At 71.6% G+C, this 24,703-nt stretch carries 19 protein-coding genes; 10 read left to right on the top strand and 9 right to left on the bottom strand.

Features of this window, described 5'->3' with window-relative positions:
- Positions 1 to 257: 257 nt before the first annotated feature.
- Both AB0447_RS28495 and AB0447_RS28500 read left to right on the top strand, forming a co-directional pair.
- Positions 258 to 962: a hypothetical protein gene (locus AB0447_RS28495; RefSeq protein ID WP_366479694.1), complete on the top strand. Its 705-nt coding sequence runs from the start codon at positions 258 to 260 to the stop codon at positions 960 to 962.
- 12 nt (positions 963 to 974) lie between these two features.
- The gene (locus tag AB0447_RS28500; protein WP_366479695.1) at positions 975 to 2,222 is read left to right on the top strand and encodes a HAMP domain-containing sensor histidine kinase; all 1,248 of its coding nucleotides are present in this window, start codon (positions 975 to 977) and stop codon (positions 2,220 to 2,222) included.
- 77 nt (positions 2,223 to 2,299) lie between these two features.
- On the opposite strand, the gene AB0447_RS28505 is transcribed toward AB0447_RS28500, so the two are convergent.
- The gene (locus tag AB0447_RS28505) at positions 2,300 to 4,381 is read right to left on the bottom strand and encodes a PhoX family phosphatase (protein ID WP_366479696.1); all 2,082 of its coding nucleotides are present in this window, start codon (positions 4,379 to 4,381) and stop codon (positions 2,300 to 2,302) included.
- A 309-nt stretch (positions 4,382 to 4,690) separates the two neighbouring features.
- On the opposite strand from AB0447_RS28505, the gene AB0447_RS28510 reads away from it, so the two are divergent.
- Entirely contained in the window at positions 4,691 to 6,445 is a 1,755-nt protein-coding gene (locus AB0447_RS28510; RefSeq protein WP_366479697.1) for a VWA domain-containing protein, read from the top strand.
- Positions 6,446 to 6,555: 110 nt separating this feature from the next.
- Here the strand turns inward: AB0447_RS28510 and aspS are convergent, their stop codons facing one another.
- Positions 6,556 to 8,373: an aspartate--tRNA ligase gene (gene aspS, locus AB0447_RS28515; protein ID WP_366479712.1), complete on the bottom strand. Its 1,818-nt coding sequence runs from the start codon at positions 8,371 to 8,373 to the stop codon at positions 6,556 to 6,558.
- Positions 8,374 to 8,497: 124 nt separating this feature from the next.
- On the opposite strand from aspS, the gene AB0447_RS28520 reads away from it, so the two are divergent.
- Positions 8,498 to 10,654: a SpoIIE family protein phosphatase gene (locus AB0447_RS28520; protein WP_366479698.1), complete on the top strand. Its 2,157-nt coding sequence runs from the start codon at positions 8,498 to 8,500 to the stop codon at positions 10,652 to 10,654.
- Positions 10,654 to 11,739, top strand: a complete 1,086-nt coding sequence (locus AB0447_RS28525) for an AI-2E family transporter (RefSeq protein WP_366479713.1) — start codon at positions 10,654 to 10,656, stop codon at positions 11,737 to 11,739. Before AB0447_RS28520 ends, AB0447_RS28525 begins: the two co-directional genes overlap by 1 nt.
- Here the strand turns inward: AB0447_RS28525 and AB0447_RS28530 are convergent.
- Entirely contained in the window at positions 11,736 to 12,731 is a 996-nt protein-coding gene (locus AB0447_RS28530) for a pirin family protein (protein WP_366479699.1), read from the bottom strand. The genes AB0447_RS28525 and AB0447_RS28530 overlap by 4 nt on opposite strands.
- 134 nt (positions 12,732 to 12,865) lie before the next feature.
- Here AB0447_RS28530 and AB0447_RS28535 point away from each other — a divergent pair, with 134 nt between their 5' ends.
- Positions 12,866 to 13,309, top strand: coding sequence for a hypothetical protein (locus tag AB0447_RS28535; RefSeq protein WP_366479714.1), 444 nt, complete (start codon positions 12,866 to 12,868; stop codon positions 13,307 to 13,309).
- An 18-nt stretch (positions 13,310 to 13,327) separates the two neighbouring features.
- Here AB0447_RS28535 and AB0447_RS28540 read toward each other — a convergent pair whose 3' ends face one another.
- Complete coding sequence (locus tag AB0447_RS28540) at positions 13,328 to 13,777, bottom strand: SseB family protein (protein ID WP_150208825.1); 450 nt, start codon at positions 13,775 to 13,777, stop codon at positions 13,328 to 13,330.
- Positions 13,778 to 13,923: 146 nt separating this feature from the next.
- On the opposite strand from AB0447_RS28540, the gene AB0447_RS28545 reads away from it, so the two are divergent.
- The 3 genes from AB0447_RS28545 (at position 13,924) to AB0447_RS28555 (ending at position 18,001) form a co-directional block, all read left to right on the top strand.
- Entirely contained in the window at positions 13,924 to 15,750 is a 1,827-nt protein-coding gene (locus tag AB0447_RS28545) for an acyl-CoA dehydrogenase (RefSeq protein WP_366479700.1), read from the top strand.
- Between the two features lie 127 nt (positions 15,751 to 15,877).
- Positions 15,878 to 16,609 carry a hypothetical protein gene (locus AB0447_RS28550; protein ID WP_366479701.1) on the top strand — a complete coding sequence of 244 codons (732 nt, stop codon included), beginning with the start codon at positions 15,878 to 15,880 and terminating at the stop codon, positions 16,607 to 16,609.
- Positions 16,610 to 16,708: 99 nt separating this feature from the next.
- On the top strand, positions 16,709 to 18,001 hold the full coding sequence (locus AB0447_RS28555; RefSeq protein WP_366479702.1) for a M18 family aminopeptidase: 1,293 nt from the start codon (positions 16,709 to 16,711) through the stop codon (positions 17,999 to 18,001).
- 33 nt (positions 18,002 to 18,034) lie between these two features.
- On the opposite strand, the gene AB0447_RS28560 is transcribed toward AB0447_RS28555, so the two are convergent.
- From AB0447_RS28560 to AB0447_RS28575, 4 genes are all read right to left on the bottom strand, one after another.
- Positions 18,035 to 18,610, bottom strand: coding sequence for a GNAT family N-acetyltransferase (locus AB0447_RS28560; RefSeq protein WP_366479703.1), 576 nt, complete (start codon positions 18,608 to 18,610; stop codon positions 18,035 to 18,037).
- A complete protein-coding gene (locus tag AB0447_RS28565; protein ID WP_366479704.1) occupies positions 18,607 to 20,442 on the bottom strand; it encodes an NHL domain-containing thioredoxin family protein in 1,836 nt (611 codons plus the stop codon). The genes AB0447_RS28560 and AB0447_RS28565 overlap by 4 nt, the downstream gene beginning before the upstream one ends.
- A 279-nt stretch (positions 20,443 to 20,721) precedes the next feature.
- Positions 20,722 to 21,315 (bottom strand): hypothetical protein, encoded by a 594-nt coding sequence (locus AB0447_RS28570; protein WP_366479705.1) that lies wholly within the window; start codon positions 21,313 to 21,315, stop codon positions 20,722 to 20,724.
- 153 nt (positions 21,316 to 21,468) lie between these two features.
- Positions 21,469 to 22,263, bottom strand: coding sequence for a carbon-nitrogen family hydrolase (locus tag AB0447_RS28575; protein ID WP_366479706.1), 795 nt, complete (start codon positions 22,261 to 22,263; stop codon positions 21,469 to 21,471).
- Between the two features lie 147 nt (positions 22,264 to 22,410).
- Between AB0447_RS28575 and AB0447_RS28580 the strand changes: the two genes are divergently transcribed.
- Positions 22,411 to 23,241, top strand: a complete 831-nt coding sequence (locus tag AB0447_RS28580) for a maleylpyruvate isomerase family mycothiol-dependent enzyme (RefSeq protein ID WP_366479707.1) — start codon at positions 22,411 to 22,413, stop codon at positions 23,239 to 23,241.
- Positions 23,242 to 23,264: 23 nt separating this feature from the next.
- Here AB0447_RS28580 and AB0447_RS28585 read toward each other — a convergent pair whose 3' ends face one another.
- On the bottom strand, positions 23,265 to 24,593 hold the full coding sequence (locus AB0447_RS28585; protein ID WP_366479715.1) for an MFS transporter: 1,329 nt from the start codon (positions 24,591 to 24,593) through the stop codon (positions 23,265 to 23,267).
- Positions 24,594 to 24,703: the final 110 nt, after the last annotated feature.

Here is a 24,703-nt window from a genome sequence, read left to right on the forward strand (position 1 = left end):
CCCGCCGGCGTTTGAGGCGCGGGGTCCGGGGCAGCGCCCCGGCAGCGGCGCCGCGCAGGCGCACGACGAGTCGGTACACGGGCCGGACAGGCCACCCGCAGCCCAGCAGGGCCGGGGCGCAGCCACGCGGGGCCGGGGCGCAGCCACGCGGGGCCGGGCCGCAGCCACGCGGCGCAGGCGCAGCCCGGCGGCGGCCGGGGTCGCCCGAACAGCCCCGCGCCCAGGCCCGCCCCGGGTCAACGGGAGAGCATCGGTACATGCGCGCCGCAAGCCTGGCCCTAGCCCTAGCCCTCACCACGGCCGCCACGACAACCGGCTGCGCCGACGTCGAGGGCCTCCAGAGCGAGGGTGACCTCGGCGAGGTCAACGCCCCCCTGACCCTGTGGGGCAACATCCACCCCTCACCCCCCACCCCCGGTGAGCGCCCCGGCGAGGCCGCCCCGGTCCCCGGCCTCCCCCGCGTCCCCGGCGGCAGCATGCGCGGCGTCGACGCCCTCTCCGTGGTCCGCGCCGACATCACCTCCGCCGCCCGCCAGGACGCCGGCACCGGCCGTCTCCTGGATCCCCGTGCCGTGCAGCGCCTCAAGCTCTGTACACAGCCTGTGGACGGCGGCCCGGACTGCCCCGTCCGCCCGCCCGTGCTCCACGACCTCACCGACGACGGCAAGGACGACCTGATCGCCGCCGTGGACATCGACGGCCGGCTCAGCGAGCTCCGCGTCTACACCGTGCGGGACGGCACGATCACCCGGGTGCTGTCCCGCCGCGGGGTGCTGGAAGGGGTCGAGGTGGCCGCCGCCCACCTCGCGGTCCGCGAGCCCACCTCCAACCCCTCCCTCGTCTCCATCTCCGAGTACGTGTGGGACCCCGGCTCCGGAACGATGGCCCTGGCCGCCCTGACCCTCGACGAGTGCCCCGCCCTCAAGGAGTCCGCCACCCCCTGCCCCCCGAGCGAGATCTGAGGGCGGCCGGCGATGCGGGCGACGAGCAGTCTGCGCTGGAAGATCGCCGCCACGACCACCGCCGTGTGCTGCGCCGTCGCCGCCGTCCTCGGGATCCTGGTGCACAACCTGGTGTCCCAGCAGATCGCCGGCGAGGTGCGCAAGGACGTCAGCCGCGAACTCGAGCACGCCCTCATGCACTACGAGTACGGCACCACGCACGGCGATGTGAACAGCTCCCTGGACCCGCCCGGCCTGCCCCCGCCCCTGCGCAGGCTGGTGGCCCGCGGAGAGACCGGCAGCATGGTCGGCGAGCACGAGGGCAAGCCCGTGATGTGGGCGGCCGGCCCCGCCGACGGCAAGGCCCTGGCGGTCTGGCTCCCTTACGAGAGCACCCGCAGCCGGCTCCGGGACGTGGACACCACCATCCTGGCCTCCGCGGTGCTCGCCGCGGGCCTGGTCGCGCTGGCCGGCCTCTTCCTGGCCGACCGGATCAGCCGCCGGCTGGCCACCACCGCCGCCGTGGCCCGCCGGATCAGCGCCGGCGATCTCGATGCCCGGGTGGGCTTCCCCGCCGGGGCGGCGAGCGACGGCCCGCGAGCGCGCGACGAGGTGCGGGACGTGGCGCTCGCCCTGGACTCGATGGCCGCGTCCCTACAGGAGCGGCTGGAGGCGGAGAAGCGCTTCACCGCGGATGTCGCGCACGAGCTGCGCACCCCGCTCACCGGCTCGATCGCCGCTGCCGGGCTGCTGCCCGAGGGCCGTCCCAAGGAGATGATCAACGACCGGCTCCAGGCCCTGCACCGGCTCACCGAGGATCTGCTGGAGATCTCCCGGCTGGATTCCGGGGTCGAACGGGCCGACCTCACCCGCCTCGAACTGGGCGAGGCGGTCCGCCGGATCGTCGCCGGCACCCGGCTGGCCGCGGAGGTCACGGTGGTACGGGACGCGGTGGTGCTCAGCGACCGGCGGCGGCTCGACCGGATCCTGTCCAACCTGCTGGTCAATGCGCACAAGCACGGGAGTCCACCGGTGGAGGTGACCGTGGACGGCCCCGAGGTGGCGGTCCGCGACCACGGGCCCGGCTACCCCGCCGAACTCGTCGCGCGGGGCCCGCAGCGGTTCCGCACCGGGGATCCGGGGCGCGGGCGCGGCCACGGGCTGGGCCTGACCATCGTGGCGGGCCAGGCCGCGGTCCTGAAGATCGGGTTGAGCTTCGGCAATGCGCCGGACGGCGGCGCACTGACGAGGCTCACCCTGCCTCCCTTCCCGGACAGTTGAGCCCGGGAAGGCCGGGAAACGAGCCTCGGAACGGGCCGGGGCCATGTTTCACGTGAAACATGGCCCCAACTTCACGCTCAGACGCCGATGTTGCGGCCGTCCTTGCGCCAGACGCTCACGACCGCGGGGCGGACGACCTTGCCCGGGCCGTCGGGCCACACGGAGGCGGGGTTCTCGACGGTGGCGCCGTCGATCTCGCCCGGGTGCTGCACGGCGACCAGCACGCGCTTGTCCTGGATGATCGGGCCGCAGGTCTCGGCGCCCTTCGGGACGGTCAGGAACTGCTTCAGCTCACCACGACGCTCACCCGCGGTGGCGACGCCGAACAGGCCGTCGTGCGAGCCGAGCTGGGCACCGTCGGTGGAGATCCACAGGTTGCCGTGCGGATCGAAGGCCACGTTGTCCGGGCAGGAGATCGGGCTGACCTTGTCCTTCGGGAACCCGGCGAAGTAGGTGGCCGGGTCGTTCGGGTCGCCCGCGACCAGGAACAGGCGCCAGGCGAAGGCGTCACCGGCCGGGTCGTCGAAGCTCTCGGCGAGCTCCAGGACCTGGCCGTGCTTGTTGAGGTTGCGCGGGTTGGCCTCGTCCGCACCGGGCTGGCCGGCCTTGCCGCGGTTGCTGTTGTTGGTCAGCGCGACGTAGACGCGGCCGGTGCGCGGCGAGGGCTCGACGTCCTCGGGGCGGTCCATCTTGGTGGCGCCCACCTTGTCGGCGGCCTGGCGCGTGAAGACGTACACCTCCTCGGCGGTGAAGCCCTCGACGTGCGAGACGTTGCCGGTGGCCAGCGGGATCCACACGCCGGTGCCGTCGAACTGGCCGTCGGTGGGGTACTTGCCGGTGCCGTCGATCTGGTCGGCCGGGGAATCGCCGGTCAGCTTGGCGACGTAGAGGGTGCCCTCGTCGAGCAGCGTGAGGTTGTGCTCCTTCGCCGCGCGGCTGTTGCCCTTCTTCATCTGCTTGCTGGAGACGAACTTGTAGAAGTAGTCGAAGCGCTCGTCGTCGCCCATGTAGATCACCGGGCGACCGTCCTCGGTGAGGCGCGGCTGGGCGGCTTCGTGCTTGAAGCGGCCGAGGGCGGTGTGCTTGCGCGGCACCGAGTTCGGGTCGTACGGGTCGAGCTCGACGACGTAGCCGAAGCGGTTCGCCTCGTTGGGCTCCTGGGCCACGTCGAAGCGCTTGTCGAACCGCTCCCACTTGCGCTCGGAGGCGGCGCCGGTGATGCCGTACCGCTTCAGGCGGGCGGCCTGGACCGGCTCGGTGACGCTGCCGCCGTTGGCGAAGTACTGGTTGAAGTTCTCCTCGCCGGACAGGATGGTGCCCCACGGGGTGGTGCCGCCCGCGCAGTTGTTGAGGGTGCCGAGCACCTTGGTGCCGGTGGCGTCGGCGGAGGTCTTCAGCAGGTCGCTGCCGGCGGCCGGGCCGGTCAGCTTGAACTCGCTGGTCGCGGTGAGGCGGCGGTTCAGCTGGTGGCGGCTGACGGCGGTCAGCTTGCCGCTGCGGTGGTCCTCCTGGACGACGACCACGGACAGGCCGTGCGCGGCCCAGGCGATCTCGACCTGCTCGCGGGTCGGGTTCGCCGCGTCGTAGCCCTTGAACATCAGGACTTCGTCCGTGTACTCGTGGTTGGCGACCAGGAGCTGCTGGCGCTCGTAGCCGCTGCCGAGCGGGAGCAGGCTGAGGAAGTCGTTGTTGTAGCCGAACTGGCCGGCCTGGGCGGCCGCGGTCTGCTTGTCGGCGTTGAAGCCGGGGGCGCCGCGGAGGATCGGCTCACCCCAGCGGATGACCACGTTCTGGGCGTAGCCCTCCGGGACGGTGACCTGGTCGGCGGTGTTGGGGGCGACGGCGGCGAAACGCAGACCCCGGGCGGCCTGGCCGTCGGCACCGGCGGCGGCGTCCGCGGCACCTTCCGCGGCGCTGGCGGTGGCACCGCCCTGGCTCAGCGCGACGGAGGTTCCGACGGCACCGGCGACGGTGACCACCGCGGCGGCACGCATCATCGAGCGGCGGGAGTAGGCCTTGGCTATGACATCGCCGGCGTACTCGTTGTCGCTGGTGTTGGGCACCTCGTGGAAGCAGGCGTCACCACAGCGGTAGCGGCAGGTGAGGGCGGAACGGCCGCCTGCGTGGTTGTTGGTCAGAAGGGGCAGCAGCTTGCGCACGACGACGTCCTCCGGGTAGGTACACGGCGACGCCCCCTGCGCCGACAACGTGTCGGAATGAATCCAGCCGTGACGGTAGGAGGGCGTTGCGCCACTGCGGCGGCGCCCGGGTGAACACTGGATGAACCGGGCCCGTCGGAGCGGGAGTTCACTCGGGCGGCCCTTGTGCTGGTACGGCAGGCGCCCCGAAAGGGCGCCCCTGCCGTAGATCACGCCGAGGGGCCGATAACCTTACGTGTCCACTCTGGGCAGGGATCTTCCGCACAGCACGGACAAATGACGCACGCACTCATGCGAAAGGCCTGGCCCATGGGTATTCGGAGCTTGTTGCGCAAGGTGTTCGGCCGGTCTCCGGAGCCGGCCCCGGAGACCGCCGATCCCACTGCCACCACCCAGCCCGCCCTCCCCGCGCAGGCGAACGAGCGCACGCCACTGGATGTGGCGGCGGAGCTCGTGGCCGCGTCCTTCGACAACCCGACGGTTCCGCCGCAGTCGGCGCCGCGCGATCGCGGCACCCTCCTCACGGCCCCGGCCCCCGCCCAGGACCCCACGGTCCCGGAGGCCCGCCGCGCCACCACCCCGCCCCAGCCGGACTCGGCCGGCCCCGAAGCGGAACCCGCGCCGGAGCCGGTTGCCGCCCAGGCCGCCCCCGCTCCGGAGGCCGAGCCGCTTCCGGCGGAGCCGGAGCCGGCCGGAGCCGAAGCCCCGGCACAGCCCGAAGCGGAAGCCGAGCCGACCCCCGAGTCCGCCACCCAGGCGGCCCCGGGGGCGGAGCCGCAGGCGGCGGACGCCGAGCCTGCCGAGGCCGAGGCGCCCGCGCAGGCGGAGCCGGCCGCTGCCGAAGCCCAGGCAGACGAGGTCGCAGCCCCGGCGCAGCCGGAGCCCGCCGCCACCGAAGAGCCGCCGCAGGCGCAAACGGAACCCGCGGCGGAGCCGCAGCCCGCCGACGCCGAGCCGGCGCAGGCCGAGCCCGTCGCCGCACAGGCCGAGCCCGTAGCCGTAGAGGCAGAGCCCGTCGCCGCACAGGCGGCCCACGCCGACACCCCCGCGGCAGAGCCGCAGGCGGCGGACGCCGAGCCGGTGCAGGCGGAGCCGGTGGCCGCAGCGGCCGAAGCCGAGCCGCTTCCGGCGGAGCCGGAGCCCGCGGCCGTAGCGGAACCCGCCGCAGCCGAAACGGAACCCGCCGCCGAACCGGAGCCGGCCGAGCCCGAGCCCCTCCAGGCCGACGCCGAGCCCCTCCAGGCCGAGCCCGTCCAGGCCGACGCCGAGCCCGTACCGACCAAGGTCGAGGCCGAACCGACCGAGGTCGAGGCCGTACCGACCAAGGTCGAACCCGTACCGACCGAGGTCGAGCCCGTACCGGCCGAGGCCCAGACCGAGCCCGAGCCCGTCCAGGCGGAGCCGGCGGCCGCCGAGCCCGCCGTCGCGCTCGCGGCCGTGAAGCGGCGGGCGCCCGCGCTGGCCGGGGCGTACAAGGCCGCCGGGCAGGTGCTGCGCGGCAAGCAGCGGGCCGGGGCGCGGGCCAAGGTGTACCTCGTACTGGACCGCTCCGGGTCCATGCGGCCGTACTACAAGGACGGCAGCGCCCAGTACCTCGCGGACCACGCGCTCGCCCTCGCCGCGCACCTCGACGAGGACGCCACCGTGCACACCGTGTTCTTCTCCACCGACATCGACGGGACCGGGGAGCTCACGCTCGACGCGCACGACGGCTGGGTCGAGTCCGCCCACGGTTCGCTCGGCCACATGGGCCGCACCAGCTACCACCGTGCCGTAGAAGCGGTAGTGGAGCACTACGAGAAGAACGGCGCCGAAGGCCCCGCCTACGTCGTGTTCCAGACGGACGGCGCGCCCGACAACCGCGTGCCCGCCCGCCAGGCCCTGGCCGATGCCGCCGTGCACGACATCCACTGGCAGTTCGTCGCCTTCGGTGAGCACGACGCGAAGGCCTTCGACTTCCTCCGCAAGCTCGACGCCGAGCGGACCGGCTTCTTCCATGCCGGCCCCGCCCCCCGCGAGCTGACCTCGGCCGCCCTCCTCAAGGGCATCCTCCAGGGCTTCTAGTCAGCCCACCGGACACGGACACACGGACACACGCACACACGAACACACGGAAGGGCCCGGGATCCGAGGATCCCGGGCCCTTCCGTTCGGTTCGGCTCAGCCCGTACGGACTACCGCGCGGCGTCCGGGTGGACCGCCTCGGTGATCGGCTTGCCCTCGGGCTTCTTGACCTCGACCGGCGTGCGCAGCGCGATGTTCAGCTCGCGCAGGCGGGACTCCTCCAGCACCGTCGGCGCGCCCATCATCAGGTCCTGCGCGTTGCCGTTCAGCGGGAAGGCGATCGTCTCGCGGATGTTCGGCTCGTCGGCCAGCAGCATCACGATGCGGTCGACGCCCGGGGCGATGCCACCGTGCGGCGGGGCGCCGAGCCGGAAGGCGCGCAGCATGCCGGCGAACTCGCGCTCGACGGTCTCCGCCTCGTAGCCCGCGATCTCGAAGGCCTTGAGCATGACCTCGGGCTCGTGGTTGCGGATGGCGCCGGAGGACAGCTCGATGCCGTTGCAGACGATGTCGTACTGCCAGGCCAGGATGTCCAGCGGGTCCTTCTCCTCCAGGTCCTTCATGCCGCCCTGCGGCATGGAGAACGGGTTGTGGGAGAAGTCGATTTTGCCGGTCTCCTCGTCCTTCTCGTACATCGGGAAGTCGACGATCCAGCAGAAGCGGAAGACGTTCTCCTCGAACTGGCCGGCGCGCTTGGCGGCCTCGACCCGGACCGGGCCCATGATCTTGGAGACCTCGTCGAAGTCGCCCGCGCCGAAGAACACCGCGTGGCCGGCGACCAGGCCCAGGCGCTCGGTGAGGACCTTGACGTTCTCCTCGGTGAGGAACTTGGCGATCGGGCCGGTCAGCGATCCGTCCTCGCCGACGCGGACCCAGGCCAGGCCCTTCGCGCCGAGCGAGACCGCGAAGTCGCCGAGGCCGTCGAAGAACTTGCGCGGCTGGGCGGCGGTGTCCGGGACCGGCAGGGCGCGGACGTGCTTGCCGGCGAAGGCCTTGAACTCGGAGCCCTCGAACACGTCGGTGATGTCGACGAGTTCCAGCTTGGCGCGCAGGTCGGGCTTGTCGTTGCCGTACTTCAGCATCGACTCGCGGAACGGGATCCGCGGGAACGGGGAGGTGACCTCGCGGCCGCCGCCGAACTCGGTGAAGAGCTCGGTCATCAGCTTCTCGATCGGCTGGAAGACGTCCTCCTGCTCGACGAAGGACATCTCCACGTCGAGCTGGTAGAACTCGCCCGGCGAGCGGTCGGCGCGGGCGTCCTCGTCGCGGAAGCAGGGCGCGATCTGGAAGTAGCGGTCGAAGCCGGAGATCATCAGCAGCTGCTTGAACTGCTGCGGGGCCTGCGGCAGGGCGTAGAACTTGCCCGGGTTCAGGCGGGAGGGGACCACGAAGTCGCGCGCGCCCTCGGGGGAGGTCGCGGTCAGGATCGGGGTCGCCATCTCGTTGAAGCCGAGGGCCACCATCTTGTGGCGGATCGCGGCGATGACCGCGGACCGCAGCATGATGTTGCGGTGCATGCGCTCGCGGCGCAGGTCGAGGAAGCGGTACTCCAGCCGCCGCTCCTCGTTCACCCCGTCGTCCGTGTTGATCGTGAACGGCAGCGGGGCGGCCGCGCCGAGCACCTCGACCTCGGCGGCCTCGATCTCGATCTCACCGGTCGGCAGGTCGGGGTTGATGTTCTCGGCGCCGCGCGAGACGACCTTGCCGTCGACCCGGATCACCGTCTCCTTGGAGAGCTTGTCCAGGACCTCGGCGGCCGCGGTGCCGGGCCGGGCGACGAGCTGCGTGATGCCGTAGTGGTCGCGCAGATCGATGAAGAGGATGCCGCCCAGGTCTCGACGATTGTGCAGCCAGCCACTCAGCCGGACGTCGGTGCCGACGTCAGACGCACGGAGCTCGCCGCAGCTGTGGGACCTGTACCGATGCATCATTCATCCAGTTCTTCGCGATAGCAGGTGGGTTTCAACCCCACCAAGGTTACCGTCCGGCCCGCGGACGGCCCGCCGACGGCCTGACGGGCACCACAGGGCGATGACCTGTAAAGATGACGTAATGCGCACCGAGGACGTCCTGGCCGCGATTGCGACGGGCCTGTGGCGCTGGGACAACGCCTCCGGGACGGTCACCCTCGACAGCGAGGCCGCCCGGCTGCTCGGGCTGCCCGCCGAACAGGTCGACCTGCCCGAGGTGGCCGTGCGCTCCCGGTTCCACCCGGTGGACTGGAACGAGATCAACGGCATCGTGAACCTGGCCGTCGCCGAGGGCACCCTGGCCGAGGCCCTGCTCCGGGTGATGGACGAGGACGGCCGGGTGCTGCGCACCGTACGCAGCCGCTCCAAACCGCTGGAGAACCTCACCGCCGACGGCCGTACGGACTACCAGCTGATCGGCACCCTCCAGGAGATCGCCGCCCCGCAGCCGGGCACCACCGCCGCGCACACCGCCGTCACCGGCGACTGGCGGCGCTCCCGGGAGGCCTTCCTGCTGGACGCGGGACGGGCGCTGGCCGAGGCCCGGTCCACCGCCGAGGTGCTGCGGGTGGCGGCCTCGCTCTCGATGCCGGGCTTCACGCCGGACGGGCTGGCGGTCTTCGGGGTGGCCGGCGACCGGCTGTCGATCATCGGACACCACGGGCACAACCCCGGGGACGAGGGCCCGTTCACCGAGATGCTGCTGGACACCGACTATCCGGCCGCCGAGGTGGTCCGGACCGGACGGGCGATCTACCTGCCCAGCCCCGAGGAGTACAAGCGGCGCTACCCGGCGGCCTGGCCGCTGGCCCAGCCCTTCGGCCGGGTCTCCTGGGCCTTCCTGCCGCTGATCGTCGCCGGGCGGACCATGGGCGCCTGGATGGCCGCCTTCAAGCACCCGGTCTCCTTCTCCCCGGACGAACGCTCCGTCCTGACGACGGTGGCCCGGATGCTGGCGCAGGCCCTTCAGCGCGCCGGGGTCGCCGAGTCGGAGCGGGAGCTCACCACCGGCCTGCAGCGGTCGATGATGCCGACCCTCGGGCCGGAGATCCCGGGCATGACGGTCGCCGCCCGGTACGTCCCGACCGGTGGCGGGCTCCAGGTCGGCGGCGACTGGTACGACATGATCCCGCTGCCCTCGGGACGGTTCGCGCTGGTCATCGGGGACGTCCAGGGCCACGACGTGCGGGCCGCCGGCCTGATGGGCCAGCTCCGGATCGCCGTACGGGCCTACGCCTCGGAGGGCCACCGGCCGGACGCCGTGCTCTCCCGGGCCTCCCGGTTCCTGGCCGGGCTGACCGACTCCTACGAGGAGGACGACGTCGTCAGCCCCCGGTTCGCGACCTGCCTGTACGTGGAGTGCGATCCGAAGACCGGAATGCTGGAGGTGGCCCGGGCCGGCCACCCCGACCCGGCGATCCGGATGACCGACGGGACCGTGCTGATGCGGCCCACGGCGGGCGGACTGCCGCTGGGCATCGTCCCGGACACCGACTACCCGACGACCCGGTTCACCCTCGAACCCGGCGAAACGATGATGCTGTGCACGGACGGGCTCATCGAGACCGGCGGGCACGACCTGGACACCGGCTGGGCCCGGCTGCGGGCCATCCTGGAGACCGAGACGCACGAGTCGGAGAACCTGGAGAAGCTCGCCGACCTGCTGGTCTCCGCCGTGCACGGCCCGTCCTCGCACCACACCACCGGCCCGCTGGCCGACCGGCGCGAGGACGACATAGCCGTCGTCCTGCTCTGCCGCGAGGGCCCGGACTGCGGCTGCGGCGCCGGCCCCGCCCTCCCGGTCCGGCCGGCCCGCCGGACGGTGCTGACCGTGGCCCAGGCCGAACCGGAACGCATCGCCGGGGCCCGGCAGCAGGTCCGCCAGCTGCTGCACGACTGGGCGGACGCCGACCAGGTCGACTCGGCGGTGCTGATGGTCTCCGAGATGGTCACCAACGTCCTGGTGCACACGGACGGCGACGCGCTGCTGGTCGCGGAGGCGGTCGGCGAACTCGGCACGCGCAGACTGCGGGTGGAGGTCGCGGACGGCAGCGACGAGCTGCCGCACAAGCGGCACCCGGGCGAGATGGCCTCCAGCGGCCGCGGCGTCCTGCTCATGGAGATGCTGGCCGACAGCTGGGGCGTCGACCCGCGCGGCGAGGGCAAGTCGATCTGGTTCGAGCTGTACGAGCACGCGCAGGCGGATCCGGACGGGCCAGGCCCTAATCTGACCCGGTGATCAGCTCTCTGCTTCCCGAGCCCGTCCGCCGGCTCGCCGCCTGGTGCACCGTCTTCCTGCTCGTCACCGGCGTCACCGCGGTGCTGGTCTGGCTGTGCGTCACCTTCAAGACCGCCGTCACGCCCGTCCTGCTCGCGCTGCTCGGAACGGCCCTGCTCGGGCCCATACACCGGCGGCTCCTCCGGATGCGGGTGAACCGTTCCCTCGCCGCCGCGCTGACCTGCCTCGCGGTCGTCGCGGTGGTCGGCGGGGCGGCGTACGTCGTGGTGCTGGCGCTGATCGAGACCGGCGACCAGATCATCGAATCGCTCCGCAAGGCGGGCCGGGACCTGGCCGAGCACTTCGGGGCGGCCGGCACCTCGGTGGAGGACCTCGCCAAGAACTCGAGGGACCTGCTCTCCAAGTTCGGCGGGACGGCCGCCTCCGGGGTGATCGCCGGGCTCAGCGTGGTCGGGCAGATGCTCGCCACCACCGTCCTCGCGCTGCTCCTGATCTTCTTCTTCCTGCGGGACTCGCACCGCGCCGCCGACACCCTGCGCTCGATGGCGCCCACCCGCTCCGGCGACATGATCGAAGCCATGGGGCGCCGGGCCTTCGAGGCCGTCGAGGGCTTCATGCGCGGCACCACCTTCATCGCGCTGATCGACGCCGTCCTGATCACCGTGGGTCTGCTGGTGCTCAAGGTGCCGGGGGCCGTGGGGCTGGGCGCCCTGGTCTTCGTGACCGCCTACATCCCCTACCTGGGTGCGTTCCTCTCCGGCGCGGTCGCCGTGCTGGTCGCCTTCGCCGACCGGGGCTGGATCATCGGCCTGTGGGCGCTCGGCGTGGTGCTGGCGGTCCAGGTGATCGAGGGCAACGTGCTCCAGCCGGTGGTGCAGAGCCGGACCGTCCAGATGCACCCGGCCGTGGTGATGCTCTCGATCACGGCCGGTGCCAGCGTCGCGGGCATCCTGGGCATGCTGCTCGCCGTGCCCCTCACGGCGGCCGCCTTCGGGGTGGTCTCGGAGCTGCGGGCCCGGTACACGGCCGACGCCGCGCCCGGACCCGCGGGCCCCGCTCCCGCCTCCGGCACCGCCAAGGGCTAGTCCTCGTCCACCGTTCCGGTGCCGCGGTGGCCCAGGCCGGTCCGTTCGGTGGTCGGGATCCGGCCCAGCCGGCCCGCCTGGAAGTCCTCGAAGGCCTGCTGGAGCTCGGCGTGGCTGTTCATCACGAACGGCCCGTAGTGCGCCATCGGCTCCCGGATCGGGCGGCCGCCCAGCAGGACGACCTCCAGGCCCGGCGCGTTCGAGTCCTGGGACTCGTCCGCGCGCACCGTGATCGAGCCGCCCTCGCCGAAGACGGCGGTCTGGCCGGTGTGGACGGGCCGCCGTTCGGTCCCGACCGAGCCGCGCCCGGCCAGTACGTACGCGAGGCCGTTGAAGTCCTCGCGCCAGGGGAGGGTGATCTGCGCGCCCGGGGCGACGGTCGCGTGGATCATCGTGATGGGCGTGTGGGTGATGCCGGGGCCGTGGTGCCCGTCCAGCTCACCTGCGATGACGCGGAGCAGTCCGCCGCCGTCGGGGGTGGTGAGCAGCTGGACCCGGCCGCCGCCGATGTCCTGGTACCGCGGGGGCATCATCTTGTCGGAGGCGGGGAGGTTCACCCACAGCTGGAGGCCGTGGAACAGCCCGCCGGACACGACCAGGGACTCCGGCGGCGCCTCGATGTGCAGGAGCCCGGAGCCGGCGGTCATCCACTGGGTGTCGCCTCCGTTGATCACTCCGCCGCCGCCGTTGCTGTCCTGGTGGACGAAGGTTCCGTCGATCAGGTAGGTGACGGTCTCGAAGCCGCGGTGCGGGTGCCAGGGGGTGCCCTTCGGCTCGCCCGGCGCGTACTCCACCTCGCCCATCTGATCCATCATGATGAACGGGTCCAGGTACTGGTAGTTGATCCCGGCGAACGCGCGGCGCACCGGGAATCCCTCGCCCTCGAACCCGCCGGGCGCGGTCGTCACGGCCAGCACCTTGCGCGGCACGGCCGCCTGGGGCTCGGCGACGCGGGGGAGCGTCAACGGGTTCTCCACAGTCACTGCAGGCATGGTCGGACCTCCTTCTGCTTCGAGTTTAGTTGAAACTCGAACTTTCTGCCACACCTGCACAGAACCAAGAGGGCCCCGGGGGAATTCCCCCGGGGCCCAACCCCGCTCCACGCCTCTGCGTCCTACCCGGCGTGATGGACTTCTTCAGCTTCGACGACACCACGGACGGCGATCAGGAGACCCGCAGGCCGGGCCCGCTGTGGCGGCACGCACTCTGGGCGGTGGCCGTCACCGCCTGCGCGGTCGGCCTCGGCTGGGCCGCCTCGGCCTTCCGCCTGGGACCCCCCGAATACGGCATTCCCAGCGCCGCTCCCGGCTCCCCGTGGGCCCTGCTCGCCGCGTGCGGCGCCGCCGGACTGGCCGCCGCCGCGCTGCTGCGCGCCACGGCGGCGCGGATCCCGGTCTACGCCCCGGGCCGGGTCGGCTTCGTTCTGACGTTCCTGGGAACCCGGCTGGCGCTGGGCTTCCGCCCGGATGCGCCCGTACTGGCCGCGGGGACCGCCGTCGCCCTGGCGGCGGCCGCCGCCTGGTGCGCCTTCGCCGCGGCAACCCGCCGCCGAGCGGCCCGAGCCGCCTGAATCGCGTCGGGGCCCGCGCTACCCGTACATCCGGCGCATCGCGAAGTCCACCATCTGCTCGACGGCCTTCGCGTCGAAGACCATGCGGTGGTCGCCCTCCATGTCGAGGACGAATCCGTACCCCGTCGGCAGCAGGTCGATGACCTCCGCGCCGGTGATGACGAAGTACTTCGACTCCTTGCCGGCGTACCGGCGCAGCTCCTTGAGCGTGGTGAACATCGGGATCACCGGCTGCTGCGTGTTGTGCAGCGCAAGGAAGCCCGGAGTGTCCCCCCGCGGGCAGTAGACCCGGGATGTAGCGAAAATCTGCTGGAAGTCCTCGGCCGACAGCGAGCCTGTGGTGAAGGCCCGCACCGCGTCGGCCAGCGACGGCGGGGAGGGCTCGGGGTAGAGCGGCTGCTCGGCGTAGCCACCGGGCATCTGCTGCTGCGGGGCGGCGTACTGCTGCTGCTGGTCGTAGCCGTACATGGGGCAAGACTACCGAGCCGCCCCCGCGACGCTGGTCACAGTCCCGAACCAGGGGTTGATTCTTATTACCCGTGGGTAGCATTATTTCGTTACTGATTGGTACGTACGAGGAACCTGTCTCCCCGAGCCTTAACGGAGCCGTAGCCATGGGGCACTACAAGTCGAATCTTCGCGACATCGAGTTCAACCTCTTCGAGGTGCTCGGCCGCGACAAGCTGTACGGCACCGGCCCGTTCGAGGAGATGGACACCGAGACCGCGAAGAGCATCCTGGCCGAGCTCGCCCGCCTCGCCGAGAACGAGCTGGCCGCCTCCTTCGAGGACGCCGACCGCAACCCGCCGGTCTTCGACCCGGCCACCAACACCGCCCCGGTCCCGGCCTCCTTCAAGAAGAGCTACGAAGCCTTCATGGAGTCCGAGTACTGGCGCCTGGGCCTGCCCGAGGAGATCGGCGGCACCACCTCCCCGCGCTCCCTGATCTGGGCCTACGCGGAGCTGCTGCTCGGCTCGAACCCGGCCATCTGGATGTACTCCTCCGGCCCGGCCTTCGCCGGCATCCTCCACGAGGAGGGCAACGAGGCGCAGAAGAAGGTCGCGCAGATAGCCGTCGAGAAGCGCTGGGGCTCCACCATGGTCCTCACCGAGCCGGACGCCGGCTCGGACGTCGGCGCCAGCCGCACCAAGGCCATCCAGCAGGACGACGGCTCCTGGCACATCGAGGGCGTGAAGCGCTTCATCACCTCCGGTGAGCACGACATGGAGGAGAACATCCTCCACTACGTCCTCGCCCGCCCCGAGGGCCACGGCCCGGGCACCAAGGGCCTGTCCCTCTTCCTGGTCCCGAAGTTCCACTTCGACTGGGAGACCGGCGAGCTGGGCGAGCGCAACGGCGTCTACGCCACCAACGTCGAGCACAAGATGGGCCTCAAGGCCTCCAACACCTGCGAGATGACCTTCGGCGACCAGCACCCCGCCAAGGGCTGGCTGATCGGCGACAAGCACGACGGCATCCGCCAGATGTTCATGATCATCGAGTTCGCCCGCATGATGGTCGGCACGAAGGCCATCGCGACCCTCTCGACCGGCTACCTGAACGCCCTGGAGTACGCCAAGGAGCGCGTGCAGGGTCCGGACCTGGCGAACTTCATGGACAAGACCGCGCCCAAGGTCACCATCACGCACCACCCGGACGTCCGCCGCTCGCTCATGACGCAGAAGGCGTACGCGGAGGGCATGCGCGCGCTGGTCCTCTATACCGCTGCCGTCCAGGACGAGATCGCCCTGAAGCAGGCGGCCGGCGAGGACGCCTCCGCGCAGATCGGCCTCAACGACCTGCTGCTGCCGATCGTGAAGGGCTACGGCTCGGAGCGCTCCTACGAGCAGCTCGCGCAGTCCCTGCAGACCTTCGGCGGCTCCGGCTACCTGCAGGAGTACCCGATCGAGCAGTACATCCGGGACGCCAAGATCGACACCCTCTACGAGGGCACCACCGCGATCCAGGGCCAGGACTTCTTCTTCCGGAAGATCGTCCGCGACCAGGGCGCCTCCCTGAACATCCTCTCGGAGACGATCAAGAAGTTCCTGGCCGAGGGCGAGGGCGGCGAGGAGCTGGCCGGCGCCCGCGACGCGCTGGCCAAGGCCGCCGTCGACCTCGAAGCCATCGTCGGCGCGATGATCACCGACCTCACCGCCACCGGCGAGGACGTCAAGAACATCTACAAGGTGGGCCAGAACACCACCCGCCTGCTGATGGCCTCCGGCGACGTCGTGGTCGGCTACCTGCTGCTCAAGGGCGCGGCCGTGGCCGCCGAGAAGCTGGCCGGCGCCTCCGCCAAGGACGTGCCGTTCTACCAGGGCAAGATCGCGGCGGCGAAGTTCTTCGCCTCCCAGATCCTGCCGGGCGTCGCCGTCGCGCGACAGCTCGCCGAGGCCGTCGACAACTCCCTGATGGAGCTCGACGAGGCCGCCTTCTAAGGCGGACCCCCATCCGTACGCGGTGTACGTACGAAGCTGTGGCCGGACCTCCCCGTACCGGGGGTCCGGCCACTGCCGTCACGGCCGCCGTTCACCGTTGTCGGACATCCATGGGACGCTCGTAGACATGAGTCCACAGGAGCAGCAGCACAGCCGGGGATACTCCGTCCCGACCGGACGCCCCTACGCCCTCAAGGAGCTCCAGGCGAACCTGGGCGCCCTCGGCGACCGGGTCAAGGACCTGTACGAGGGCGCACACCCCAGCGAGTACGACGGCATCGCCGACGCGCTGTACACGGCGTTCCAGACGGCCTCCGGGCTCGCGCCCGCCAAGAGCTACACCGGCTGCCCCGAGCATCCCAACGGCGCCATCGACCCCGAGGCCCCCGAGGGCTGGGGCCGCTGCCTGCTCTGCAACGACCGGCGCCGGCTCGGGCAGCGCACCCAGGGCGGCGGCCGCCCGGCCGCCCCGGCCGGCGAGCAGCGCCGCCTCGGCTACCCGGTGCCGCCGGGCCCGTACACCCTCGCCATGCTGCGTACGTATCTCCGGGCCATCGAGGACCGCCGCTTCCACCTCGGCGTCTCCTCGCCCGACGCGGAGTTCGTGGAGATCGCGGACGACGTCCACCGCGCGTTCATCGTCGCCCGCGAACTGTCCCGCCCGCGCAACCCCTCCGGCTGCGCCGAACACCCCGGCGCGCCGATCGATCCCGATGCTCCGCCCGGCGAAGCCTGTATCTTCTGCGCCGGACGCAGAAGACGCGCACAGCGCCCGCCGCAGACCCCCGAGATGCTCCCGCGCATCCGCCGGGGAGAGCGGCGCCGGCTGCAACGCCGTTTCGAGCGCCCGCCGGGCTGACCCGAACCGGGACCGCGTTCACCAGCACACGCACCCCACTCTTCGGCCATCCGCCGCAGTCCGGCCATGACGAACACGACCGTCGTTAAGGTGAACCACATGAGCTCTCCCGCCCGCTTCGACCGCGGCCACACCGACGATCTGATGACCTTCCTGGCGGCGAGCCCCTCGCCGTACCACGCCGTGGCCAACTCGGCCGAGCGGCTGGAAAAGGCGGGCTTCAGGCAGCTGTCGGAAACGGACGCCTGGGACTCGAGTGCGGGCGGCAAATTCGTGCTCCGCGGCGGCGCCATAATCGCCTGGTACGTGCCCGAAGGGGCGGCCGCACACACCCCGTTCCGGATCATCGGCGCGCACACCGACTCCCCGAACCTGCGGGTCAAGCCGCTCCCGGACACCGGCTCCCAGGGCTGGCGGCAGATCGCCGTGGAGATCTACGGCGGCACCCTGCTCAACACCTGGCTGGACCGGGACCTCGGCCTGGCGGGCCGGCTCACCCTCCGCGACGGCAGCGAGCGCCTCGTCAACGTGGACCGCGCCCTGCTCCGCGTGCCCCAACTCGCCGTCCACCTCGACCGGTCGGTCAACAGCGACGGCCTCAAGCTGGACAAGCAGCGGCACATGCAGCCCATCTGGGGTCTGGGCGAGGTGCAGGAAGGCGACCTGATCGCCTTCCTGGAAGAGGAAGAGGGCCTGCCCCAGGGCTCGGTGGCCGGCTGGGACCTGATGGTCCACTCCATCGAACCGCCGGCCTACCTCGGCCGCGACCGCGAACTGGTGGCCGGGCCGCGGATGGACAACCTGCTGTCCGTGCACGCGGGCGTGGCCGCGCTGGCCGCCGTCTCCACCGCCGGCCGGCTCCCCTACATCCCGGTGCTGGCGGCCTTCGACCACGAGGAGAACGGCTCGCAGTCCGACACCGGCGCGGACGGCCCGCTCCTGGGCAACGTGCTGGAACGATCCGTCTTCGCGCGCGGCGGCACGTACGAGGACCGGGCCCGCGCCTTCGCCGGCACCGTCTGCCTCTCCTCGGACACCGGCCACGCCGTCCACCCCAACTACGGGGAACGGCACGACCCCACGCACCACCCGCGCGCCAACGGCGGCCCCATCCTCAAGGTCAACGTCAACCAGCGGTACGCCACCGACGGCAGCGGGCGCGCGGTGTTCGCGGCCGCCTGCGAGCGGGCCGGCGTGCCGTGGCAAAGCTTCGTGTCCAACAACTCGATGCCCTGCGGCACGACGATCGGCCCGATCACGGCGGCCCGCCACGGCATCCAGACCGTCGACATCGGCGTCGCGATCCTGTCGATGCACAGCGCCCGCGAACTGTGCGGCGCGGACGACCCGTACATGCTCGCGAACGCGCTGGTCTCCTTCCTGGAGGGCTAGGAGCAGGCGGCCGGGCCGGCCGGGCCGGGAGGGCTAGGAAACGCTGCGGCGACGCCGCTTGGGGGAAGGCTCGGGAGCGCAACGGGGCAGCACCAGCACGCGCGTGGTGCTGCCGTCCTCCTCCTCGATGTCCCGGACCCAGGTGAACCCGAGCCGGTCCAGCAGCACCAGCGAGCCCTCGTTCGGCGCGGCCACCGTCGCGTACACCTCCGGCAGGCCCAGGGTGCCGAAGCCGTGGGTGAGGATCATCTCGGCCAGCTCGGTGCCCAGGCCGGAGCCCCAGCACTCCGGTGCCAGCGCGTACACCAGCTCGTACCCGGCCACCTGGTCGGTCCGCTTGATCTCGGCATGGCCGATCAGCGGCCCGCCCGCCTCCCGGCGCACCGCCCAGACGTCGAACAGCCGCTCCGCGTACACCTTGCTGAAGATCCGGCCGAACAGCGCCCGGTCGTTCTCCTCGGTGTCCGTGCCGTCGCTGATCCACCGGGAGACCAGGGGGTTCTGGAACAGCGCGACGAACTCCTCTTCGTCCTCCGGCCGGTACGCCTCCAGCAGCAGCCGCTCGCCCCGCAACACCGGCATGTAATCGCCGTCCACCACGTCCGTCATCCGTCGCCCTCCTCGTCCATCCCGGCGAGGACCAGCGCCAGCCGGGACACCCCGCCGGCCGTGACCATCACCGGAACTCCCCAATCCTGCTGGTGCACATGGCAGGCCGGGTACTCGTTTTCCGGGTCGTCGTCGCAGGACGCCGCCATGGCGGACACGTGCAGCACCCCGGACCCGATGCCGTCCGCGAGCCTGAGCTCCCGGAACAGGTCGGTCCCGGCGCCCTCGCCCCCGGCGAGCAGCTCGGGCGGGGTCGAGGACACCAGCAGGCGCGTGGACGGCCCGTACCGGGTGTCCAGCTTCTGCCCGCTCGGCGCCTGGAAGACCACGTCCAACCGGAGGCTGCCGCCGGCGACCTCGGTGGCGGCCCGCTGCGTGCGGTGCGCGACGCCGTCCACCCGTACCGCCTCCTCGGGCAGCCGCAGCCGGGTCAGCCGGTGCCGCGCGGACTCCACGACCACGATGTCCCCGCCGGCCAGCACGGCGTCGCTGGGCTCGCGCACATCGGTGGCGAGGGTGCTGACCTCGCCGGTCGCCGGGTCGAACCGCCTCAGCGCATGGTTGTACGTGTCGCAGACCGCCACCGACCCGTCGGGCAGGGCGGTCACCCCGAGCGGGTGCTGGAGCAGCGCCTGCCCGGCATCGCCGTCCCGGTGGCCGAAGTCGAACAGCCCGGTCCCGACCGCGGTGTGCACGACCCCGTCGGCGTCGATCCAGCGCAGCGCGGAGGTCTCGGAGTCGGCGATCCACAGCCGGTCCCCGGCGGCGGCGAGCCCGGACGGCTGGGCGAACCAGGCCTCGGCGGCCGGCCCGTCCACCAGGCCCTCGTTGGTGGTCCCGGCCGCCACCTGAACGGTCCCCGCCTCCGGGTCCCAGGTCCACAGCTGGTGCACGCCGGCCATGGCGATCCACACCTTGCCCTGCCACCAGGCCACGTCCCACGGCGAGGACAGGTCCACCTCCAGCGCCGGCCCTGCGGTGGGCGACCCCTGCCACCACTGCCGCCCGGTCCCGGCAACGGTCTCCACGACCCCTGTGCCGGGGTCGAACACCCTGAGCGCGTGGTTCACGGTGTCGGCCACCACCACCCGCCCGTCGGGCAGCAGCGCCAGGCCCTGCGGCTCACTGAAGGCATCCGGCCCGAACCCGCGCTCCCCGCTGCCGATCCGCCGCACGACGGTCTCGCCGTCCGGCTCCACCTCCACCAGCTGGTGCCGGGTGGAGTCGCTGACCAGGAAGTTCCCGTTCTCCAGCGCCAGCGCCTTCCCGGGGAACCGCAGATGCGTGGCCTCCGGCTCGGGCGCCACATACGGCCCGTCCCCGCGCCGCAGCGTCCCCTTGGCCTCGTGCTCGGCCTCCAGCTCCTCCACCAGCCGCTCGATGGCGTGCGCATGCCCCTCACCGGCGTGCTGCGCGACGATGTACCCCTCGGGGTCGATCACCACGAGCGTGGGCCAGGCCCGCACGGCGTACTGCTTCCAGGTCGCCAGCTCCGGATCGTCGAGCACCGGGTGGTGCACCTCGTACCGCTCGACGGCATCGACCACGGCCTGGTGCTCGGCCTCGTGCACGAACTTCGGCGAGTGCACCCCGATGATCACGACGGTGTCGCGGTGCTTCTCCTCGAGCTCGCGGAGCTCATCCAGGACATGCAGGCAGTTGATGCAGCAGAACGTCCAAAAATCGAGGATCAATGTGCGACCTCGGAAGTCGGCGAGCTTCAGGTCCTTCCCGCCGGTGTTGATCCAGCCGCCCTTGCCGATCAGCTCGGGGGCACGGACACGGGCACGTCGGCGGGGCGCGGGGGTGGGCGCCGAGGCAGCATCGTTCATCCTTCAAGCTTGCCATCCACCTGTGAACGCAGGATCACGCCCGTACGAAACGCCTGCTCAGGGCATGCGCTCGACCACGGCGAGTTCCGAGAACTCCCAGAGGAAGGTCATGTGACCGGTCCGGCCAGTGTGCTGGATGCACATGTCGGTGCACACGTCCGCGTTGCCGGTCGGTGCGGAGTTCCACTGGCAGTCCGAGTTCAGACATCAGAGGTAACCGGGCGAGAGCGTCGTTCCGTCACTTCGTCACTCCTGTCCGCTGCGCGCTTGCCGTGGTGCTCAGGTCGGAGTGTCGGTTCCGGCCAGCTCTGCCCAATGGATCTGGATGCGTTGCTCGGGGATGATGCGCTGCCCGCGCACTCCCTTGCTCACCTCAACGCGGTCTATGGCAAGCGACAGCCGTTCACGCCGGTCTTCGTTCGTCGCGTCCGTCCATGCCTCGCGCAGGGTGACGCCATCGAGCATGGGTGACACGTCCACGAACGGCATGGGGAGCCTGTGGAGTTCGCCGCGGAGGCCGTCGATACGTCCCCTCAGGCGCTCTGAAAGTCGGTTGTAGCGTTCCACGGCTGCCGCGCCACTGAACTCACCACGCACGTAACGTGCATCCTCCAGATCAGCCAGGCGGGCTTCCTCGTCCAGGATCTCCGCAGTGAGCGCATCACGTTTCGCGAAGGTCTCCGGGTCCACACGGTGCACCCAGCGATCTGCGATCGCGACAAGCAGCGGATCGTCCGATTCGAGCGCCGGGAGCTTGGTGAGGAACTGTTCGGTCACGTACTGGTCAACCGCCTCAGCCAGCGCTGACGCTCCGATGCACTGGTTTCCCGCGCGACGCGCCATGCACTGGTAGCTGCCGCCCACACGATGCATCCGGCGACCGCAGCCAGGAACCGCGCACAAGGACGGCCCGCACCCCTTCGGGACACCCGTCCGGCTGCCCGAGCCGTTCGACCTCGTCCTCGACACTGCGCAGCTCAAGTGAAATGCCTCATGGCCGGTAAGGAGCGCGAGGGCGGCTGAGTCTCAGTGGGCGGCCGGGCGGATGCCGAGCATGCGGTCCTTCAGGACCGGGAACTGTTCCCGGGTCTCTGCGACCTTCGCCGGGTCGAGGTCGACCGTCAGGACCTGCTCGCCGGGTCCGGCCTCGGCCAGGATCTCGCCCCACGGGTCGACCACCAGGCTGTGGCCGGCCTGCTGCACCCCCGCGTGGGTGCCGGCCGTGCCGCAGGCCAGGACGTACGTCTGTTGCTCGACGGCGCGGGCCCGGTTCAGCAGGGTCCAGTGGGACCTCCGGCGCTCGGGCCAGCCCGCCGAGACGACGAGGGTGGTGGCGCCGGAGTCGACCAGGCCGCGGAAGAGTTCCGGGAAACGGAGGTCGTAGCAGGTGGCCAGGCCGAGGGTCTGCTCGGGCAGCTCCACGACCGTGAGGGAGTCGCCGGCCGACATCAGGACGGCCTCGCCCTCGTCGAAGCCGAAGCGGTGGATCTTGCGGTAGGTCGCGGCGAGCTCGCCGGCCGGGGAGATGACGAGGGCCGTGTTGTAGAGCCGGCCGTCACCGGCCTGCTCGACGATCGAGCCGGCGTGCAGCCACACCCGGGCGTCACGGGCGGCCTTGGAGAGTTCCGCGTACGTCGGCCCGTCCAGCGGCTCCGCCTCCGTCTCGAACTGCTCGTACGCGAAGGCACCGACCGGCCACAGCTCCGGCAGCACCACCAGGTCGGAGTCCTGCTGGTCGCGAACGAGCGCGGCGACGCGGGAGCGGCGGGACACCACCGACTCGGCGTCGTCCACGGCGATTTGGATGAGGGAGGCGCGCACGGTACCACCGTCCTGGCGTTCAAGCCGTCAACTCGGGCCTACGATCGTCACACGAAAGCACTGCCGGGGTGCTCCTGGGCAGCGTAGCTTTGGAAAACAAGTCACCAACGCGCCACTGCGCCACTGAACAGCACGCGAGGGGTCCCGTTGACCGTCCATCCCCATCCCAGCCTTCAGCCCTATGCCGATGCGTGGACTCACTCCATCGAGGCAATATCCGAACTCGTCCTGCCGTTGACGGAGGGTGAGTGGAACCGGGCGACGCCGTGCCCGGGCTGGTCGGTTCGCGATGTGGTGTCCCATGTCATCGGGATCGAGTGCGAGATGCTCGGCGATCCGCGGCCGATCCACACGCTGCCGCGGGACCTGCGGCACGTGGTCGACGAGTTCACCCGCTACATGGAGGTGCAGGTCGACGTACGGCGCCACCACACGGCGCCGGAGATGACCTCGGAGCTGGAGTACACGATCATCCGGCGGGCCCGGCAGCTGCGGAACGAGAAGCGGGACCCGGGCACGATGGTGCGCGGGCCGCTGGGTGACCAGGTGACGCTGGAGCTGGCGCTGCGGCTCCGCGCGTTCGACGTGTGGATCCACGAGCAGGACCTGCGGACCGCGCTGGGCGTGCCCGGCAACCTGGACTCGCCGGGGGCGTACGTGGCGCGGGACCTGCTGCTGGCCGGGCTGCCGAAGGTGGTGGCGAAGCAGGCGGGCGCGCCGGCGAACTCGGCGGTCGTGCTGGACGTCCACGGGCCGCTGGAGTTCATGCGGACGGTCCGGGTCGACGCGCAGGGGCGGGGGACGGTGGACGGCACCCCGTCGCTGGGCCCGGCGGTGACGCTGACCCTGGACTGGGAGACGTACGTACGGCTGGCCGCGGGCCGGGTCCGGCCGGCGGCGGTGGCCGACCGGCTGAAGGTGGAGGGCGACCAGGCGCTGGCCGACGCGATCCTGGCGAACTTCGCCGTCACCCCGTAGCCCGTAGGCGTTTGCGTTGCACGTCAGGGGCGGAGGGCACCGTCCTTGCGGAGCGCCTGCGGTGTGACCGGAGGCGCTACTTCGCGTTCACGTTCGCGCCGGAGTGCCCGGCCGCGGAGGCGGAGGATCTGGGCGATGCCGAGCGCCTCCAGTACGAAGACCGTGGAGAACGCGATCCGGTAGTCGTCCCCGGTGGCGTCCAGCAGGACGCCCACCGCCAGCAGGGTGGTCATCGAGGCGAGGAAGCCGCCCATGTTGGTGATGCCGGAGGCGGTGCCCTGCCGGGCCGGCGGGTTGGCCGGCCGGGCGAAGTCGAAGCCGATCATGGATGCGGGCCCGCAGGTGCCGAGCACCACGCACAGGGTGACCAGCAGCCACATCGGCGCCCGGTCGGCCGGGTAGGCGAGGGTCGCCCCCCACAGCAGGGCGGTCAGTCCGACCGTGCCGAGGGCGAGCGGGATCCGGGACGACTGGCGGCGGCCGACGATCTGGCCGTAGACCAGGCCGAAGGCCATGTTGGCGGCGACCACCAGGGTCAGCAGCCCGCCCGCGGTGGACCGGGACAGCCCCTGCGCCTCGACGAGGAACGGCATCCCCCACAGCAGCAGGAACACCATGGCGGGGAACTGGGTGGTGAAGTGCACCCACAGGCCCAGGCGCGTGCCGGGTTCCCGCCAGGACTCGGCGATCTGGGTGCGTACGAAGCCCACGCCGCCGCGCGCCACCGGTTCGGGCTCGTGCGCAGCGCCATGACCGGGCTGGTCCCGCAGGAACAGCACGAGGGGGACCAGGACGACCAGTCCGGCCACCGCGCTGCCGGCGAAGGCCGGCACCCAGCCGAGGTCGTGCAGGACGGGGGCGAGGACCAGGGTGGAGACCAGGTTTCCGGCCATGCCGACCAGTCCGGCGAGCTGGGCCATCAGCGGGCCCCGGCGGGCCGGGAACCAGCGGGTGCCGAGCCGGAGTACGGAGATGAAGGTCATGGCGTCGCCGCAGCCGAGCAGGGCGCGCGCGGCGAGTGCCATCCCGTACGAGGGGGAGAGCGCGAAACCGACCTGCCCGGCGGTGAAGAGGACGGCGCCGAGGGTGAGCACCTTCTTGGTGCCGAGCCGGTCGACCATCAGGCCGACGGGTATCTGCATGCCGGCGTAGACGAGCAGCTGGAGGAGGGAGAAGGTGGCCAGCGCGGAGGCGTTGACGTGGAAGCGGTCGGCGGCGTCCAGGCCGGCCACGCCGAGGCTGGTGCGGAAGATGACGGCGACGAAGTAGACGGACACCCCGATGCACCAAACGACAACGGCCCGCCGCCCCCCGGGCGGATCGCCCGCTACGCCGATCCCAGCCCCGCCGATCCCAGCCCCGCCGGTCCCAGCCCCGCCGATTCCAGCCCCGCCGGCGTTTGAGGCGCGGGGATTGGCGCGGGCGGTGTCGGCCGCGGGGGTCTTGCTCCGGTCGACCGGGC

The organism is Streptomyces sp. NPDC051211, assembly GCF_040689505.1.
Lineage (GTDB): Bacteria > Actinomycetota > Actinomycetes > Streptomycetales > Streptomycetaceae > Streptomyces.

Bases quoted from the DNA above. Each gene is read 5' to 3' on its own strand.
- AB0447_RS28570 (WP_366479705.1), bottom strand. From the start codon at position 21,315: ATGCATCGTGTGGGCGGCAGCTACCAGTGCATGGCGCGTCGCGCGGGA.
- AB0447_RS28565 (WP_366479704.1), bottom strand. From the start codon at position 20,442: ATGAACGATGCTGCCTCGGCGCCCACCCCCGCGCCCCGCCGACGTGCC.
- AB0447_RS28550 (WP_366479701.1), top strand. From the start codon at position 15,878: ATGAGTCCACAGGAGCAGCAGCACAGCCGGGGATACTCCGTCCCGACC.
- AB0447_RS28510 (WP_366479697.1), top strand. From the start codon at position 4,691: ATGGGTATTCGGAGCTTGTTGCGCAAGGTGTTCGGCCGGTCTCCGGAG.
- AB0447_RS28545 (WP_366479700.1), top strand. From the start codon at position 13,924: ATGGGGCACTACAAGTCGAATCTTCGCGACATCGAGTTCAACCTCTTC.
- AB0447_RS28535 (WP_366479714.1), top strand. From the start codon at position 12,866: ATGGACTTCTTCAGCTTCGACGACACCACGGACGGCGATCAGGAGACC.
- AB0447_RS28520 (WP_366479698.1), top strand. From the start codon at position 8,498: ATGCGCACCGAGGACGTCCTGGCCGCGATTGCGACGGGCCTGTGGCGC.
- AB0447_RS28495 (WP_366479694.1), top strand. From the start codon at position 258: ATGCGCGCCGCAAGCCTGGCCCTAGCCCTAGCCCTCACCACGGCCGCC.
- aspS (WP_366479712.1), bottom strand. From the start codon at position 8,373: ATGCATCGGTACAGGTCCCACAGCTGCGGCGAGCTCCGTGCGTCTGAC.
- AB0447_RS28530 (WP_366479699.1), bottom strand. From the start codon at position 12,731: ATGCCTGCAGTGACTGTGGAGAACCCGTTGACGCTCCCCCGCGTCGCC.
- AB0447_RS28560 (WP_366479703.1), bottom strand. From the start codon at position 18,610: ATGACGGACGTGGTGGACGGCGATTACATGCCGGTGTTGCGGGGCGAG.
- AB0447_RS28540 (WP_150208825.1), bottom strand. From the start codon at position 13,777: ATGTACGGCTACGACCAGCAGCAGCAGTACGCCGCCCCGCAGCAGCAG.
- AB0447_RS28555 (WP_366479702.1), top strand. From the start codon at position 16,709: ATGAGCTCTCCCGCCCGCTTCGACCGCGGCCACACCGACGATCTGATG.
- AB0447_RS28500 (WP_366479695.1), top strand. From the start codon at position 975: ATGCGGGCGACGAGCAGTCTGCGCTGGAAGATCGCCGCCACGACCACC.